We start from the raw sequence: 16,176 nt of genomic DNA on the forward strand, positions 1-16,176 counted from the left end.
CGTCGTGTCTGACGGGATGTCAGGGTGGATTCGGCCCGGGGCGTCAGGGCCGGGTCGCGCGCTCCAGCGCCAGGAGCACGGACCGATAGCTCCGGCCGGTCGCCCGCTCCATGCCGATCTCACACATGCGGTTCGCCGACAGATGCATGTCGAACGGACGCGCCGTCACCTCGGCCGCCTCACGCGCCGTGGCCGAGGCCGTCAGCTCCGGATGCAGCATGCCCCGGTCGCCCGCGAAGGCGCAGCAGCCCGCGTCGGCCGGTACGACGACCTCCTCGGCGCAGGCCCGGGCCAGCGCCGTCAGCTGCTCCTCATCCCCCAGGTGCCGCATGGAACAGGTCGGATGCACCACGGCGGAGCCCACCGTGCGACGGATCTCCAGCCGGGGCAGCAACTCCTCGGCGACCCACACCAGCGAGTCGACGACGGTCAGCTCCGCGTGCAACTCCCGGTTGTCGTCGGTGAGGTACGGAACGACCTCGTGGGCGATCCCGAGCGTGCAGGACGACGCGTCGACCACCAACGGCAGCCGCCCGCCCGCCGTCCAGCCCCAGGCCGCCTCGACGATCCTGTTGGCCATCACCTCGTTGCCGCGCTCGTACCCCTTGGAGTGCCAGATCGTCGCGCAGCACGTACCGGACACGTCCTGCGGGATCCACACCGGCCGGCCCGCCCGGCCGGCGAGCGCCACCATCGCGTCGGGGAGGGACGGCCCCCGCGCCCCGTCGGGCCCGCCGAAGATCCGGTTCACACAGGCCGGGTAGTACACGGCGACCGCCGCCGGGCGGTGGGTGCGGGGGAGCCGGCGGGGCGCCGCGCCCGGGATCTCCGGCAGCCACTCCGGTACGAGATCGGGCCGTACCGCCTTGCGTACCGCGCCCGTCACCGCGCCCAGAAGGCGGTCGCCGATCCGGTCGGCCGCCGCGACGGCGAGCCGGGCCGAGGCCTCCACGGCCCGGAAGTTCCGCGCCGCGAGCGCCGCCGTCCGCTCCTCGCGCGGCGAGTGCCGCTCATGGCGGAAGTCCTTCATCAGCGCCCCGGTGTCGATCCCGACCGGGCACGCCAGCTTGCACGTGGAGTCGCCGGCGCAGGTGTCCACGGCGTCGTAGCCGTAGGACTCCAGGAGGCTCGCCTCCACCGCGGAACCGTCGGCCTGGCGCATCATCTCCCGGCGCAGCACGATGCGCTGACGTGGGGTTGTCGTCAGATCCTGGCTGGGACAGGTCGGTTCGCAGAAGCCGCACTCGATGCACGGATCGGCGATCGCCTCCACCCGCGGGATCGTCTTGAGGCCGCGGAGATGGGCCTGCGGATCGCGGTCGAGGACGATCCGGGGTGCGAGCACCCCGTCCGGGTCGATGACCTCCTTGGTCCGCCACATCAGCTCCGTGGCCTTCGTCCCCCACTCCAGCTCCAGGAAGGGGGCGATGTTGCGGCCGGTGGCGTGCTCGGCCTTGAGGGAGCCGTCGAACCGCTCCACCGTCAGCTTGCAGAACTCGTCCATGAACGCGGCGTACCGCGCCACGTCGCGGGGTTCGGCGGCGTCGAAGGCCAGCAGGAAGTGGAGATTGCCGTGGGCGGCGTGACCGGCCACGGCCGCGTCGAACCCGTGCTGGGCCTGAAGGGCCAGAAGGTCGGCGCAGGCCTCGGCGAGCCGGGCGGGCGGTACGGCGAAGTCCTCGGTGATCAGCGTCGTACCGGACGGGCGCGAGCCGCCCACCGCGGTCACGAACGCCTTGCGGGCCTTCCAGTACCCGGCGATGGTCCCCGGGGCGCGGGTGAACGCGTTGTCCACCGAGGCGACGGGCGCGACGAGCTCCAGCCCTTCGAGGACAGCGGCGGCCGCCCGTTCGTACGCCTCCAGGGCGGCGGCGTCCTCGGCGCGGAACTCGACCAGGAGGGCCGACGTCTCCTTGGGCAGCTCCGCCCAGTCGGCGGGGACTCCGGAGACACTGACCGAGGCGCGCAGGGTGTTGCCGTCCATCAGCTCGACGGCGATCGCCCCGGCCTCGGTGAAGAGCGGCACGGCGGCGGCCGCGGCGGGCAGCGACGGGAAGAACAGCAGCGCGGTGGCGACGTGCCGGTCCAGCGGCAGGGTGTCGAAGACGACCTCGGAGATGAACCCGAACGTGCCCTCCGAGCCGACCATGAGGCCGCGCAGGATCCGCACCGGCGTCGCGCCGTCCAGGAACGCGTCCAGACGGTACCCGTTGGTGTTCTTGATGGCGTACTTGGCGCGGATCCGTGCGACCAGCTCCGGATCGGCCTCGATCTCGGCCTTGAGAGCCATCAGCCCCGCGCACAGCTGCGGCTCGGCGCGCGCGAGCTCCTCGTCCGCGGCCGGGTCGGCGGTGTCGACCACGGTGCCGCTCGGCAGCACGAAGGTGAGGGAGGCGACGGTCCGGTACGAGTTCCTGGTCGTCCCCGCCGTCATCCCCGAGGCGTTGTTGGCGACGACCCCGCCGATCGTGCAGGCGACCGCGCTCGCCGGGTCGGGCCCGAGGACCCGGCCGTGGCGGGCGAGGGCGGCGTTGGCCCGGGCGACGGTGGTGCCGGGGCGGATCCGGGCGCGGGCGCCGTCGTCGAGGACCTCGACCCCCGCCCAGTGCCTGCGCACGTCGACGAGGATGTCCTCCCCCTGCGCCTGTCCGTTCAGACTCGTCCCGGCCGCCCGGAAGACCACCTCGCGGCCCTTGCCGTGGGCGTACGAGAGGAGGGCGGAGATGTCGTCGATGTCCTCCGCGACCACCACGACCTGCGGGACGAAGCGGTAGGGACTGGCGTCGGAGGCGTACCGCACCAGGTCGGAGATCTTCGAGAGGACCTTCTCGGGGCCGAGGAGCGCCACCAGTTCCTCCCGCAGCACGCGCGGCGTGCCCTTGGACTGGAGATCGGGGACCCGGTCGGGAGCCGGACTCCGCTTCGTAGCGGCGCGCAGGGCCTGCGGGTTCGGCTCCAGCAGTGGCATGGCACGGCTCCCCTCGGCGCTCCGGGCGCCCGCGCGGTCAGCAGCGGCGCTCCGGCACATGGTCGACCAGAGCGGACAGCAGACCTTCGAGCACCTCGCGCTGGTCGACGGTCAATGGAGCAAGGATGTCCTCTGCGGCGGCCCTGCGCGCGCTTCGCAACGCGCGCAGGGTGTCCCGACCGGCGTCGGTGAGCTCGATCCTGACCACCCGTCGGTTGGTCGGATCGGCGACGCGGCGCACCCGGCCGGCCGCCTCCAGCCCGTCCACGACACTCGTGACGGCCCGGGGGACGACCTCCAGGCGCTCGGCGAGATCCGCCATCCGGGGCGGGTGCTCGTAGTGCGCGACCGTGCGCAGCAGCCGAGACTGGGCCGGTGTGATGCCGACCGGCTCCAGGAGCCGCTTCTGGCTGCGCTGCAGCCGTCGGGTGAGGCGGAGCAGCTGCTCGGCGAGAAGGCCGTCGGCGTCGGGGGTGTCCATGGCGGAAACAATATCAGGACCATGTTCATTGTGAGTATGGGTAACAATGAGCTATGCTCTGATCGATCTGATTGCTCTCACCCCTCGTAGGAGCCCATGCGCCCCCATGAAGAGTCCGAATGGACACCCCCACCGCGCGATCCCGCGCAGCCGAAGGAGCCCGCGCAGACGCGGCGCATCCTGCGGCTCTTCCGTCCCTACCGCGGCCGGCTCGCGCTCGTCGGCCTGCTCGTCGGCGCCTCGTCCCTGGTGACGGTCGCCTCGCCGTTCCTCCTCAAGGAAATCCTCGACACCGCCATCCCGCAGGGCCGGACCGGGCTGCTCAGCCTGCTCGCCCTCGGCATGATCGTCATCGCCGTGACGACCAGCGTCTTCGGCGTGCTCCAGACCCTCATCTCCACCACCGTCGGCCAGCGGGTGATGCACGACCTGCGCACCGCGGTCTACGCGCAGCTGCAGCGGATGCCGCTCGCCTTCTTCACCCGTACGCGCACGGGCGAGGTCCAGTCCCGGATCGCCAACGACATCGGCGGCATGCAGGCGACGGTCACCTCGACCGCCACCTCCCTCGTCTCGAACCTCACCGCCGTCGTCGCCACCGTCGCCGCGATGCTCGCGCTCGACTGGCGGCTGACCGTCGTCTCGCTGCTCCTGCTGCCGGTCTTCGTCTGGATCAGCCGCCGCGTGGGCCGCGAGCGCAAGCGGATCACCACCCAGCGGCAGAAGCAGATGGCCGTCATGGCCGCGACCGTCACCGAGTCGCTCTCCGTCAGCGGCATCCTGCTCGGCCGCACCATGGGCCGTTCCGACTCGCTGACCAAGTCCTTCGCCGAGGAGTCCGAGCGCCTCGTCGACCTCGAAGTGCGCTCCTCCATGGCCGGACGCTGGCGGATGTCCACCATCGGCATCGTCATGGCCGCGATGCCCGCGCTGATCTACTGGGCCGCGGGCTTCGCCCTCCAGACCGGAGGCCCGGCCATCTCGCTGGGCACGCTGGTCGCCTTCGTCTCGCTCCAGCAGGGCCTGTTCCGCCCGGCCGTGAGCCTGCTGTCCACGGGCGTCCAGATGCAGACCTCCCTCGCGCTCTTCCAGCGGATCTTCGAGTACCTCGACCTGCCCGTCGACATCACCGAGCCCGAGGATCCGGTCCGCCTGGAGAAGATCAGCGGCGAGGTGACGTTCGAGAACGTCGACTTCCGCTACGACGCCGACGCGCCCGGCCGTCCGACGCTCGACACCATCGCCCTGGCCGTCCCGGCGGGCGGCAGCCTCGCGGTGGTCGGACCCACCGGCTCCGGAAAGTCCACCCTCAGCTATCTGGTGCCCCGGCTCTACGACGTGACCGGCGGCCGGGTCCTGATCGACGGCGTCGACGTCCGCGAGCTCGACTTCGACACCCTCGCCCGGGCGGTGGGCGTGGTCTCCCAGGAGACGTATCTCTTCCACGCCTCCGTCGCCGACAACCTGCGCTTCGCCAAGCCCGACGCCACGGACGAGGAGATCCGTGCCGCCGCCCGCGCCGCGCAGATCCACGACCACATCGCCGGACTGCCCGAGGGGTACGACACCCTCGTCGGCGAACGCGGCTACCGCTTCTCTGGCGGCGAGAAGCAGCGCCTCGCGATCGCCCGCACCATTCTGCGCGACCCGCCCGTCCTCATTCTCGACGAGGCGACCAGCGCGCTGGACACCCGTACGGAACACGCCGTGCAGCAGGCCATCGACGCCCTCTCGGCCGGACGCACCACCATCACCATCGCCCACCGGCTCTCCACCGTCCGGGACGCGGACCAGATCGTGGTCCTCGAAGCCGGCCGGATCGCCGAGCGCGGCACGCACGAGGAGCTCCTCGCCCGGGACGGCCGGTACGCAGCACTGGTGCGCCGTGACGAACACACGAACGCGGGAGCGGTTGTTCCCCAGAACGTGTGATCGTTCCCGAATTCGTTGCTCAACTCCCTTGTGGCGACTGATGATTACGGTGCGCAAGCGACGGGCTGCAGACCGCGACCGCGCACTGTCCCGCAGATGTATCTCGCACAAGGAGAACGCACCACCATGAACGTCATCACCAACCTGCTCGCCGGCGTCTTCCACTTCCTGGGCTGGCTCGTCTGACCTGACGCCCGGCAGGAGAGCGGCGCCGTCGGGTTCCCCGTCCCAGGGGACCGGCGGCGCCGCCACATGTGCGGCTCCCCGGTTTCGCGGCTGAGCCGGGTTAGCGTGCGCCCATGACGCACCGGACCTGGCAGCCCGCACACCGTCGTCGCCGCCCCCGGCTCACCCGGCTCGGCCGGTTCGCCCTGCTCCTGGGGGCGGGCATCGCCGTGGCCGCGGCGATCACCATCCCCTTGATGCTGCTCTTCGGCGAGGAGGAGCGTGCCCCCGTTCCCGTCCCCGAGAAGCGGCGGACCCTACTCGTCCCGGAGGGCTGGCGGGCGGGTCAGGTGTACGCGGCCGTGGACCGCTCCCTCGGCCTCCCCGAAGGCACCACCCGCCAGGCGGCGGACGTCCGCGCCGCCACGCTGGGTCTGCCGGCCGCGGCCGGGGGGAACCCGGAGGGGTACCTCTTCCCGGCGACGTACCCGATGGAGCCCGCGACGACCCCGGAGGGCCTGCTGCGGTACATGGTCCAGACGGCGGGCAAACGTTTCGGCACCGATCACATCACCGCCGGCGCCCAGCGCAACGGGGTGAGCGTGCACCAGACCGTGATCATCGCCAGCATCGTCCAGGCCGAGGCCGACAGCGGTGAGGACATGACCAAGGTCGCCCGCGTCGTCTACAACCGCCTCAAGCGCGGGATGGCGCTCCAGATGGACTCGACGCTGAACTACGCCCTGGGGCGCTCCACCGTCGACACCACGCACGCGGACACCAGGATCGACAGCCCGTACAACACCTACGAGCGCCCCGGACTGCCGCCCAGCCCGATCGGGAACCCGGGGGAGCAGGCCATGGCGGCGTCCATCGAGCCGGCGAAGGGCGACTGGCTGTACTTCGTGACCGTGAAGCCGGGCGACACCCGCTTCACCGCCGACTACGCCGAACACCAGGCGAACGTGGAGGAGTTCAACGCCCACCGCCGCGCGGCGAAACAGGGCTGATCTACGCGGTCGCCACGGGCTCCCGCGCCAGCAGGTGCCGGATCTCGGCGACGGCCGTGCGTCCGGCCCGGTTCGCGCCGATGGTCGAGGCCGAAGGCCCGTAGCCGACGAGGTGGACGCGCTCGTCCCGGGCCGCCCGCGTGCCCTCGATCCGTATGCCGCCGCCCGGCTCGCGCAGCCTGAGCGGGGCCAGGTGGTCGATGGCGGCGCGGAAGCCGGTCGCCCAGAGGATCACGTCGGCGTCGACGGTCCCGCCGTCGGCCCAGACCACGCCGGTCGGCGTGATCCGGTCGAACATCGGGTGGCGGTCCAGGACGCCCCGCGCGCGTGCGTCGCGGATCGCGTCGGTGAGCGGAAGCCCGGTGACGGAGACGACGCTCTGCGGCGGCAGCCCGCGCCGTACCCGCTCCTCGACCAGCGCGACCGCCGCCCGGCCGGCCATCTCGTTGAACGGGCCCTCGCGGTAGACGGGCTCGCGCCGGGTCACCCAGGTGGTCTCGGCCGCGACCTCGGCGATCTCCATCAGATGCTGCGTCCCGGACGCGCCGCCGCCGACCACGATCACCCGCAGACCGGCGAACTCCTCGGGCCCGGGGTAGTTCGCGGTGTGCAGCTGGCGGCCGCGGAAGGTCTCCTGGCCCTGGTAGCGGGGCCAGAAGGGGCGGTCCCAGGTGCCGGTGGCGTTGATCAGGGCACGAGCGGCGTACGCCCCCTCCGAGGTCTCGACGAGCAGCCGCCCGCCCTCGCCCTCACGGACGGCGCTCACCGCCACGGGCCGGTGGACGCGCAGATCGAAGCGCTCCTCGTACGCCGTGAAGTACTCCCCGATCACCTCGGACGAGGGCCGGCGGCCGTCGGCGCCGGTCAGCTCCATCCCGGGCAGCGCGTGCATTCCGTGGACCTTGCCGTAGGTGAGCGAGGGCCAGCGGAACTGCCAGGCACCACCGGGTCGCGGCGCGTGGTCGAGGACGACGAAGTCGCGATCGGGCGCGAGGCCCGTGCGGCGCAGGTGGTAGGCGGCGGAGAGCCCCGCCTGCCCGGCACCGATCACGACCACGTCGACGTCTCGTACATCCTGCCCGCTCTCAACCCCGAAATCGTTCACGATTCCACCAACCGGGGAGCGGGCCGGGATCTTCCCGACACGGCGAAGGCTCGTCCGTCACCGCCCTCCGGCCACGAGGAGCGGGGCCCCACCGGGCGCGGAGGCCGGACGGCCGTTGGCCGCAGGGACGCCGAGCAGCGGCGAAGCGGGGATCCTGGGCAGCAGACCGCGCGCCGCCAGCTCCGGCGTCACACCCTCCCCGAACCAGTACGCCTCCTCCAGATGCGGGTACCCGGACAGGACGAAGTGCTCCACACCCAGGTCGTGGTACTCCTCGATCCGGTCGGCGACATCGGCGTGGCTGCCCACGAGCGCGGTACCGGCCCCGCCTCGTACGAGACCCACACCCGCCCACAGGTTCGGGCTGATCTCCAGCTTGTCCCGCTCCAGCGAGCCGCCGCCGTGCAGCGCCAGCATCCGCTGCTGACCGACCGACTCGCTCCGGCCCAGCGTCTGCTGCGCCGCCGCGATCGTCTCCGCGTCGAGGTCGGACAGCAGCCGGTCCGCGACCGACCACGCCTCGCGCGCGGAGTCCCGCGAGATGGTGTGCAGCCGGACGCCGAACCGCACCTCACGCCCGCGCTCCTCGGCGAGCCTCCTGATCCAGTCGATCTTCCCCTTGACCTGCCACGGCGGCTCGCCCCAGGTCAGATACACATCCGCGTGCTCGGCCGCGACCGGCCCGGCGGCCGCGGACGAACCGCCGAAGAAGATCTCCGGGAGCGGATCCGGCGGCAGCGCGGTGAGCCCGCCCTCCACCTGGTAGTGCTCGCCCTCGAAGTCGAACGGAGAGCCGCTCCACGCGCCGCGTACGACCGAGAGGAACTCGGCCGTGCGGGCGTAGCGCCGGTCGTGGTCCAGGTGGTCGCCGAAGCGCCGCTGCTCCACCGAGTCGCCGCCGGTCACCACGTTGAGCAGCAGCCGCCCCCGGGTGATCCGCTGGTACGTGGCGGCCATCTGCGCCGCGAGCACGGGCGAGATCACCCCCGGCCGGAACGCCACGAGGAACTTGAGCCGCTCCGTGTGCTGGGCGAGTGCCGCCGTCGTCAGCCAGGCGTCCTCGCACCACGTCCCGGTCGGCGTCAGCACGGCCTCGAAGCCCAGCTGCTCGGCCGCCTTGGCGATCTGCGCCAGATACTCGATGTCGGGCGCGCGTACGCCGGTCACGGTCCCGGACCGGGTGATGCCGCCGTCGGTGTAGGCGTGCCGGTCGACGAGCGTACGGCCGTCGCCGCCGGTCGGCAGGAACCAGTGCAGGTGGACGGTCATGAGGAGGAGCCCTTTCCGTAGCTGCGCGCCGGGGTGGTGGACGGCGGCAGGTTCTTGTTGAAGCGGGTGTCGACGTAGTCGGCGAAGTCGAACCTCCGCGGAATGAGCTTCAGTTCGGCGAAGGTGTCGGCGATCTCCTGCTCGGAGGCGATGGCCTCCTTGTCGATGGCGACCGCGATCCTGGTGCCGTTGCTGCGCTTCACGGCGGCGAGGGCGACGTCGTAGGGCAGCCCGGTCTCCTTCGCCCAGACCTTCGCCCACACGTCGGGGTGGTCGTGGACCCAGTCCTGGGCGCGGCGCAGGCGCTCGATGTAGTCGCCGATCGCCGCGGACTTCTCCTTGTCGGCCAGCGCGGCGGGCGCGGCGACCTGGAAGCCGAGACCGTTGACGACGCCCCGGCCGTCGGTCAGCACGCGGGCCTTGCCGCTCGTGAGCACCTGCGAGGTGTACGGGTCCCAGACGGCCCAGGCGTCGACCTTGCCGCTGGTGAACGCGGCGAGCGCGTCGGCGGGCTGGAGCAGGCTCACCTTGACGTCGTCGAGGGTGAGCCCGGCCTTCTTCAGGGAGGCGACCAACTGGAAGTGGGCGGAGCTGCCCTGGGCCACGGCGACCGTACGGCCCTTCAGATCCTGGGGCGTGCGCAGCGGCGAGTCCTTGGCGACCAGGATCGCCTCGCCGGCCGAGTCGCCGTGCGTGGCCGCGACCACGGCGATCTTCGAGTCGGCGCCGGCGGCGAAGACGGGCGGGGTGTTGCCGACGGCACCGATGTCGACCGCCTTGGCGTTCACCGCCTCCAGGAGCGGTGGGCCGGAGGTGAAGGTCGACCATGTGATGCGGTAGGGAAGATCGTCGAGTTCACCCGCGGCGCGCAGGACGGCTTCCGCGCCGCCCTTCTGGTCGCCGACGCGGAGGACGACGGAGCCCTTGCCGTCGGAACCGGAGTCGGCGGACGAGGGCGAGGAGCAGGCGGAGGCCAGCAGGGCGAGGGGAAGGAGGAGGACGGCGGGCAGGAAAGAACGCTTCATGGGACGGGTCTTCCGGTTCGGGTGGCGGGGCCGGCCTGGTGTCAGGCGGCGTGGGCGGCGGCAGGGAGTTCCGCCTCGACGCCGAGTTCGGCGAGGAGGCGGGAGCGCAGTACGGCGAAGGCGGGATCGCCGGCGGAACGGGGACGGTCGAGGCCGACGGGGGAGTCGTACGCGATGATCCCGTCCCGCATCACCAGCACCCGGTCCGCGAGCAGCAGCGCCTCGTCGACGTCGTGCGTGACGAGCAGCACCGCGCATCCGCGCCGCTGCCACAACTCGGCCACCAGCCGCTGCGCCTTGATCCGGGTGAGCGCGTCGAGGGCGCCGAACGGCTCGTCGAGCAGGAGGAGGTCCGGTTCCCGTACGAGAGCGCGGGCGAGCGAGGCACGCTGGGCCTCGCCGCCGGACAGGGTCTTGGGCCACGCGCCCGAGCGGTGGCTGAGCCCGACCTCCTCCAACGCCCGTTCGGCGACGGCCCGTTCGGGCCTCCCGGGCAGGCCCAGGAGCACGTTGCGCCACACCCGCCTCCAGGGCATGAGACGGGGGGCCTGGAAGGCGACGGCTCGGCGCCGGGGGACGAGGACCGTACCGGAGATGTCCCGGTCGAGCCCCGCGAGGACCCTCAGCAGGGTGGACTTGCCGCAGCCGCTGTGTCCGAGGAGGACGGTGAACTCCCCGGCCCGCAGGGTCAGATCGAGCCGGTCGATGACGGGACGGCCGTCGAAGGAGCGGGTCAGCCCCTCGACGGTCACTGCCCGGTGAAGGTCGGTCGCCATTGCAGCAGCAGCCTTTCGAGAGTACGGACGACGGCGTCGGCGAGGAGGCCGAGGAAGGCGTAGACGACGAGGCAGACGACGATGACGTCGGTACGGAAGAACTCGCGCGCCTGGTTCATGAGGAAGCCGATGCCGGCGTCGGCGTTGATCGACTCGCCGAAGACGAGCGCGAGCCAGGCGGTCGCCAGCGAGTACCGCAGCCCGGTCATGGCGCCCGGCAGCGCCCCGGGCAGCACGACATGCCGGATCAGACCCCAGCGCCCGAGTCCCAAGGACTGGCCCGCTTCGACCAGTTGGGCGTCGACGCCGCGGATCCCGGCGTACACGTTCAGATAGAGATGGAAGGCGACACCGAGCGCGATCAGCGCCACCTTGGGCGCCTCGCCGATGCCCAGCCAGATGATGAACAGCGGGATGAGGCCGACCCAGGGGACCGTCCGGAGCATCTGCACGGTCGCGTCGACCAAGTCCTCGCCGAGCCGCGACAGGCCCGACACCAGGGCGAGCGAGACGCCGATCGTCCCGCCCAGCAGCAGTCCGACGGCGACGCGTTGGAGCGAGACGCCCATGGCGTTCGGCAGGGTTCCGTCGGCGATCAGCTCACCGCCGGCCCGGGCGATGGTCCCGGGGGAGGCGAGCACGTCAGGGGGCAGGACGCCGGTCGAGCTGAGCACCTGCCAGGTGACGAGCAGAAGGAGCGGGCCGACGGTACGGCGCAGCCAGCGGGGCACGGCGGGTCGCCGGGCACCGGACCGGGAGGTGGTGCGTGAGGCGGGAAGAATCTCCTCGACATCAGAAATAGGAGATATGTCGGGCAGGAGTTCGGGCGGGGCGTGGCCAACCGTCATGGAGGGGCTCCGGGGGAGGGGAGAAGGTACGCCTCAGCGACCGTGAGCGCGCCGAGGGCGCGCGAAAACCGGGTGTCAGCGCAGGGAGATCAGGTGTGAGAGGGCGTCAGCAGCCGCGACGACACGCGGCGGAGGCCACCCGCAGCAGGTCGATGTGACCGCGCGTGGTGAGCAGGGCTGTACGCAACATGGCGCAGAACGTAGCGACTCGTTCCGGTGCCGGTCAACGCCGTCTCGGTGCGTGGACGCGCGATCCCGCGCTGTGGGCGGCAGGATGACCTCATGTCGACCTTCACCACCCGCGTACTCACGCTCACCACCGGCTCCTCGGAGACGGTCACCGACCTGACCCGGGCCTGCACCGACTTCCTCACGGAGGTGGCCCCCGGCACCGACGGCCTCCTCAACCTCTTCGTCCCCCACGCCACGGCGGGCCTGGCCATTCTCGAGACGGGCGCGGGCAGCGACACCGACCTCCTCACGGCCCTGCACCACCTCCTGCCGGCCGACGACCGCTGGCAGCACCGCCACGGCTCCCCGGGCCACGGCCGCGACCACGTCCTCCCGGCCCTGGTCCCACCGCACGCGACGGTGCCGGTGATCGGGGGCCGACTGGACCTGGGAACGTGGCAGTCGATCTGCCTCGTGGACACGAACAAGGACAACCCGGAGCGTCAGGTCAGGCTGACGTTCCTGGGTTAGTTGCGGTATCGCGGGACTGTGGGCGTGCTCTCCGGCCGTACCAAAGTGTCGGCCGCCGGATCCTGGTGGAACTCGCCGAGGATCAGCTGTTGGCCGCCGCCTCGGTGTCGGACGGCAGGCGCTGCGGCGTTCGGCTGACGGTCAGGCCGGCCGCTGTCCCGGCGCGGGCGAAGACCGGCGCGTCCAGGACGGCCGCCGCGTGGGGATCGTTGTTGAAGTACGCGTAGACCTCGTGGTCGTCGGGCCAGGTGGCCGCGAGCCGCCGTACCCACGTCTGCAGGGACTGCCGGCCGTAGTGCGGCCAGAGCCGGGCGCGCCCGACGTGGAAGCGGACGTAGCCCCATTCCGCGGTCCGCCACAACGGTGTGACGGGCCGTGCCTGAACATCCGCCCAGCACAACGCGGCGCCGCGGCGTTCGAGGACGGACCGGACCGCGGGGGTCCACCACGAGTCGTGGCGCGGCTCGACGGCGACCCGGGTGCCGGCCGGGAAGCAGCTGAGGCAGTCGTCCAGAAGCCCGTGATCCGCCCGCAGCGTAGGGGGCAGCTGGAGCAGCACCGGGCCGAGCCGGTCACCGAGACCGGCGGCGTGGCTCATCAGCCGGTGTACGGGCTCCTCCGGGTCGCGCAGCCGCTTGACGTGGGTCAGGAAGCGGCTCGCCTTGACGGCGACGACGAAGTCCTGCGGTGTGCGGTCCCGCCATGCGGCGAAGGTCTCCCAGGTGGGCAGCCGGTAGAAGGCGTTGTTGACCTCCACGGTGGCGAAGCGCGCCGCGTACTCTTCGAGCCACAGCCTCTGCGGCATCCCGGCCGGATACAGGACACCGCGCCAGTCCTTGTACTGCCACCCCGACGTGCCGACGAACAGGGTCATACACCCATCAAAGCACGCACTGTGCCGGTACGAGGTCACACTCGACCGCGCCGCCTGGTGCCACAGGACCGGCCACCTTCAGCCGGCGGTGGCACGCGGTTGTCCGCTCGAGCCTCGGACCACCAGATGTGTGGGGACCGTGAGGGTGCGGGCTCGAGAGCGGTCGCCGTCCAGGCGGGCGAGGGCGGTTCTGGCCGCGGCTTCGCCGATGGCTGCCGGGTCCTGGGCCACCACGGTCAGCGCCGGTTCGAGCACCTCGGCGAGCGGAAGGTCGTCGAAGGCGACCAGGGCGACGTCCTTACGTGCTGAGCGGGCGAGTTGGGCGACGACTCCCAGGGCCACGATGTTGTTCGCCGCGAACAGGGCGGTGGGCGGATCCGGCAGCCGCAGCAGTGCGGTGGTTGCGGCGGCGGCAGTCTCCTGGCCGTGCGCCCCTGTCACGAGAGTTCGGTCGTAGGGCAGATCCGCCGCCGCGAGCGCGGAGCGGTAGCCGGCGAGGCGCTCGCGGCGGGTGTAGAGCTTGGGGGGGAGGTCGCCGATGAATCCGATGCGCTGGTGGCCGTGTGCGATGAGATGGGAAACGCCCTCCTGGACACCGGTCCGGTTGGAGCTGACGACGCAGTCGGCCGACAGTCCGACTCCCGGGCGGTCGAGGAAGAGGATGGGCAGTCCGGCCGCGCGTGATGCCTTGAGGTAGCTGTGGTCGGCCCCGAATGCGGGCACCACCATCAGCATGCTGACGCGCCGGGCCAGGAAGGTCTGGGTCAGCACCCGCTCGCGTTCCGGGTCTTCGGCCGATGAACCCATGAGCAGGGTGAGTCCCCGGCTTCTCACCACGTCCTCGATGCTGCCGGCCACCGTTCCGAAGAACGGGTTGCCCAGGTCCGGTACCACAAGCCCGACGGTGGTGTCAGGGCCCCCTACACGGATGTTGCGGGCCATGAGGTTCGGCTGGAAGCCCAGCTTCGCCACCGCGGCGAGCACGCGCTCCCGCGTCTGCGCCGAGCTCGGTCCGTCCTCGTTGAGTACCCGGGAGACCGTCTTGGCGCTCACGCCCACCTCTCGGGCGACATCGGCCAGAGTGGGGCGGCGAGTCGCGGCCATGTACCACCGTTCCTGTGCGTTCGTCGGGCCCGACCCCGCGAGGGCCGGGCCCGGTATTCTCTCTGAGATCTGATTCAGTGGGCTGACACGCCTGCCGCCTTGGCGGCGTCCGCGTCGGAGACGACGGTACCGCCCTCCTCGACACGCAGCGCCCCGGTCATGATGGCGACGACCTCGGCCATGGAGTAGTCGGACGGCTTGATGAGGGCCTCACGTCGGCCGAGCCGGTGTACGTGGATGCGGTCGGCGATTTCGAAGACGTGCGGCATGTTGTGGCTGATCAGGACCACGGGCATGCCCTTGTCGCGGACCCGGCGGATCAGGTCGAGGACCTGTCCGGATTCCTTGACGCCCAGCGCGGCCGTGGGCTCGTCCATCACGACGACACTGCGGGCCCAGGCGACCGAGCGGGCCACGGCCACGGCCTGCCGCTGGCCGCCGGAGAGAGTCTCCACCGGCTGGGACAACGACCGCAGACCGATCTTGAGGTCCGCCATGTGGGCCGCTGCCTCCTGCCGCATCCGCTTCTTGTCGAGCATGCGGAACGCGCTGCCGAGCAATCCGGGCCGGCGCAGCTCGCGTCCGAGGAACATGTTGGAGGCGATGTCCATGGAGGCTGCCACGGCCAGGTCCTGGTAGACGGTCTCTATGCCGTGCTGCCGGGCGCTCTGCGGACCGCTGAACCGGATGGGCTCGCCGTTCAGCCGTACCTCCCCCTCGTCCGGGGTGATCGCGCCGGTCAGTGCCTTGATCAGGCTGGTCTTGCCCGCTCCGTTGTCGCCGATGACGGCGAGCACCTCGCCAGGCAGCAGGTCGAAGTCGGCACCGTCGATGGCGGTGACGTGGCCGTACCGCTTGACCAGGCCGCGGGCCTGGAGGACAGGGGTGTCGGTGCTCATCGGGCCTTCTTCCGGGAGATCTGGTCGACGGTCACGGCCAGGATCACCAGGGCGCCGGTGATCAGAGTCTGGTAGATCGAGGCGACACCCATCAGCTGGAGGCCGTTGCGGAACACGCCCACGATGAGGACGCCGACGAAGGTGCCGAGGACGGCGCCGCGCCCGCCGAAGAGGCTGGTTCCGCCGAGGACGACGGCGGTGATGCTGTCCAGGTTGTCGGTCTGGCCGGCCTGCGGGTCGCCGACGCCGGTGCGGGAGATCAGGAGAAGTGCGGCGATCCCGTACACGAGTCCGGCCAGGGAGTAGATGCCGATCGTCAGTCGGGACGTGCGGATGCCGTTGAGGCGGGCGGCCTCAGGGCTGTTGCCGAGTGCGTACACGTGCCGGCCCCACGACGTGCTGCTCAGCGCGTACGCGAAGAGCAGGAACAGGGCGATCGTCACGAGCGAGCCGTACGTGATGTCGGTGTTGCCCAGTGGGAACGTCTCACCGAGGGCGGTCAGCGGCGCCGGGACGTTCGTGACCGTCTGCTCGGCGGAGTAGATGTGGGTCAGGGCGAACGCCACGTTGAGCATGCCGAGCGTCACGATGAACGGCGGCAGCGGGATCAGCTGCACGAGCAGGCCGTTGACCAGTCCGAAGCCTCCGCAGACCACGAGTCCCAGGGTGATCGCGGCGATCGGCGGAAGGGTGCCCTCGGCCGCCATCTTGGCGATGACGATGCTACCGAACGCCATCACGGCACCGCAGGAGAGGTCGATGCCCGCCGTAAGGATGATCAGGGTCTGGCCGATGGCGAGCGTGCCCACGACCATGACCTGCTGGACGATCAGGGAGAAGTTGCCACCGGTGAGGAACTGCTCGGTCGTCAGGGAGAAGAAGACGCAGGCGAGTAGGAGGGCGGCGACTGGGCCCGCGGTCGGTGTGGTGAGCAGCCGGCGGACCGCGGTCGGTCCTTTCAGCTGGGCGTAGGGCGTGGTGGTGGCAGTCATTGGGGTCCTTGCCGGTGGTGGTTGTT

At 71.3% G+C, this 16,176-nt stretch carries 15 protein-coding genes; 3 read left to right on the top strand and 12 right to left on the bottom strand.

Translation table 11 applies throughout. From position 1 onward, the window contains the following. Positions 1-43 precede the first annotated feature (43 nt). Together M5362_RS11260 and M5362_RS11265 are read right to left on the bottom strand one after the other, a co-directional pair. Positions 44-2,968 carry an FAD-binding and (Fe-S)-binding domain-containing protein gene (locus M5362_RS11260; RefSeq protein ID WP_260227306.1) on the bottom strand — a complete coding sequence of 975 codons (2,925 nt, stop codon included), beginning with the start codon at positions 2,966-2,968 and terminating at the stop codon, positions 44-46. A gap of 37 nt (positions 2,969-3,005) precedes the next feature. Further along, positions 3,006-3,449 carry a MarR family winged helix-turn-helix transcriptional regulator gene (locus M5362_RS11265; protein WP_260227307.1) on the bottom strand — a complete coding sequence of 148 codons (444 nt, stop codon included), beginning with the start codon at positions 3,447-3,449 and terminating at the stop codon, positions 3,006-3,008. 96 nt (positions 3,450-3,545) lie between these two features. On the opposite strand from M5362_RS11265, the gene M5362_RS11270 reads away from it, so the two are divergent. Continuing rightward, positions 3,546-5,381, top strand: a complete 1,836-nt coding sequence (locus M5362_RS11270) for an ABC transporter ATP-binding protein (RefSeq protein WP_260227308.1) — start codon at positions 3,546-3,548, stop codon at positions 5,379-5,381. Between the two features lie 299 nt (positions 5,382-5,680). Beyond that, on the top strand, positions 5,681-6,556 hold the full coding sequence (gene mltG, locus M5362_RS11275; protein WP_260227309.1) for an endolytic transglycosylase MltG: 876 nt from the start codon (positions 5,681-5,683) through the stop codon (positions 6,554-6,556). 1 nt (position 6,557) lies between these two features. Here mltG and M5362_RS11280 read toward each other — a convergent pair whose 3' ends face one another. From M5362_RS11280 to M5362_RS33290, 6 genes are all read right to left on the bottom strand, one after another. Next, positions 6,558-7,613, bottom strand: a complete 1,056-nt coding sequence (locus tag M5362_RS11280; protein ID WP_260227310.1) for an NAD(P)-binding domain-containing protein — start codon at positions 7,611-7,613, stop codon at positions 6,558-6,560. A gap of 105 nt (positions 7,614-7,718) precedes the next feature. Next, on the bottom strand, positions 7,719-8,930 hold the full coding sequence (locus tag M5362_RS11285; protein WP_260227311.1) for an LLM class flavin-dependent oxidoreductase: 1,212 nt from the start codon (positions 8,928-8,930) through the stop codon (positions 7,719-7,721). Then, the gene (locus tag M5362_RS11290; protein ID WP_260227312.1) at positions 8,927-9,955 is read right to left on the bottom strand and encodes an ABC transporter substrate-binding protein; all 1,029 of its coding nucleotides are present in this window, start codon (positions 9,953-9,955) and stop codon (positions 8,927-8,929) included. Before M5362_RS11290 ends, M5362_RS11285 begins: the two co-directional genes overlap by 4 nt. A 41-nt stretch (positions 9,956-9,996) precedes the next feature. Then, complete coding sequence (locus M5362_RS11295; protein WP_260227313.1) at positions 9,997-10,731, bottom strand: ABC transporter ATP-binding protein; 735 nt, start codon at positions 10,729-10,731, stop codon at positions 9,997-9,999. Beyond that, positions 10,704-11,579 carry an ABC transporter permease gene (locus M5362_RS11300; RefSeq protein ID WP_260227314.1) on the bottom strand — a complete coding sequence of 292 codons (876 nt, stop codon included), beginning with the start codon at positions 11,577-11,579 and terminating at the stop codon, positions 10,704-10,706. Before M5362_RS11300 ends, M5362_RS11295 begins: the two co-directional genes overlap by 28 nt. A gap of 106 nt (positions 11,580-11,685) precedes the next feature. Beyond that, positions 11,686-11,769: a putative leader peptide gene (locus M5362_RS33290; protein WP_351816447.1), complete on the bottom strand. Its 84-nt coding sequence runs from the start codon at positions 11,767-11,769 to the stop codon at positions 11,686-11,688. A gap of 92 nt (positions 11,770-11,861) precedes the next feature. Between M5362_RS33290 and M5362_RS11305 the strand changes: the two genes are divergently transcribed. Then, positions 11,862-12,281 carry a secondary thiamine-phosphate synthase enzyme YjbQ gene (locus M5362_RS11305; protein ID WP_260227315.1) on the top strand — a complete coding sequence of 140 codons (420 nt, stop codon included), beginning with the start codon at positions 11,862-11,864 and terminating at the stop codon, positions 12,279-12,281. Between the two features lie 82 nt (positions 12,282-12,363). Here the strand turns inward: M5362_RS11305 and M5362_RS11310 are convergent, their stop codons facing one another. The 4 genes from M5362_RS11310 to M5362_RS11325 all read right to left on the bottom strand — a co-directional run bounded on the left by M5362_RS11310 (position 12,364) and on the right by M5362_RS11325 (position 16,150). Then, positions 12,364-13,155, bottom strand: a complete 792-nt coding sequence (locus M5362_RS11310) for a DUF72 domain-containing protein (protein WP_260227316.1) — start codon at positions 13,153-13,155, stop codon at positions 12,364-12,366. 78 nt (positions 13,156-13,233) lie between these two features. Continuing rightward, entirely contained in the window at positions 13,234-14,259 is a 1,026-nt protein-coding gene (locus tag M5362_RS11315) for a LacI family DNA-binding transcriptional regulator (RefSeq protein ID WP_260227317.1), read from the bottom strand. Between the two features lie 74 nt (positions 14,260-14,333). Beyond that, positions 14,334-15,158, bottom strand: a complete 825-nt coding sequence (locus M5362_RS11320) for an ATP-binding cassette domain-containing protein (RefSeq protein WP_260227318.1) — start codon at positions 15,156-15,158, stop codon at positions 14,334-14,336. Further along, a complete protein-coding gene (locus M5362_RS11325) occupies positions 15,155-16,150 on the bottom strand; it encodes an ABC transporter permease (RefSeq protein ID WP_260227319.1) in 996 nt (331 codons plus the stop codon). Before M5362_RS11325 ends, M5362_RS11320 begins: the two co-directional genes overlap by 4 nt. Positions 16,151-16,176 lie beyond the last annotated feature (26 nt).

Origin of the sequence: Streptomyces sp. Je 1-79 (genome assembly GCF_025195125.1) — a bacterium.
GTDB lineage: Bacteria > Actinomycetota > Actinomycetes > Streptomycetales > Streptomycetaceae > Streptomyces.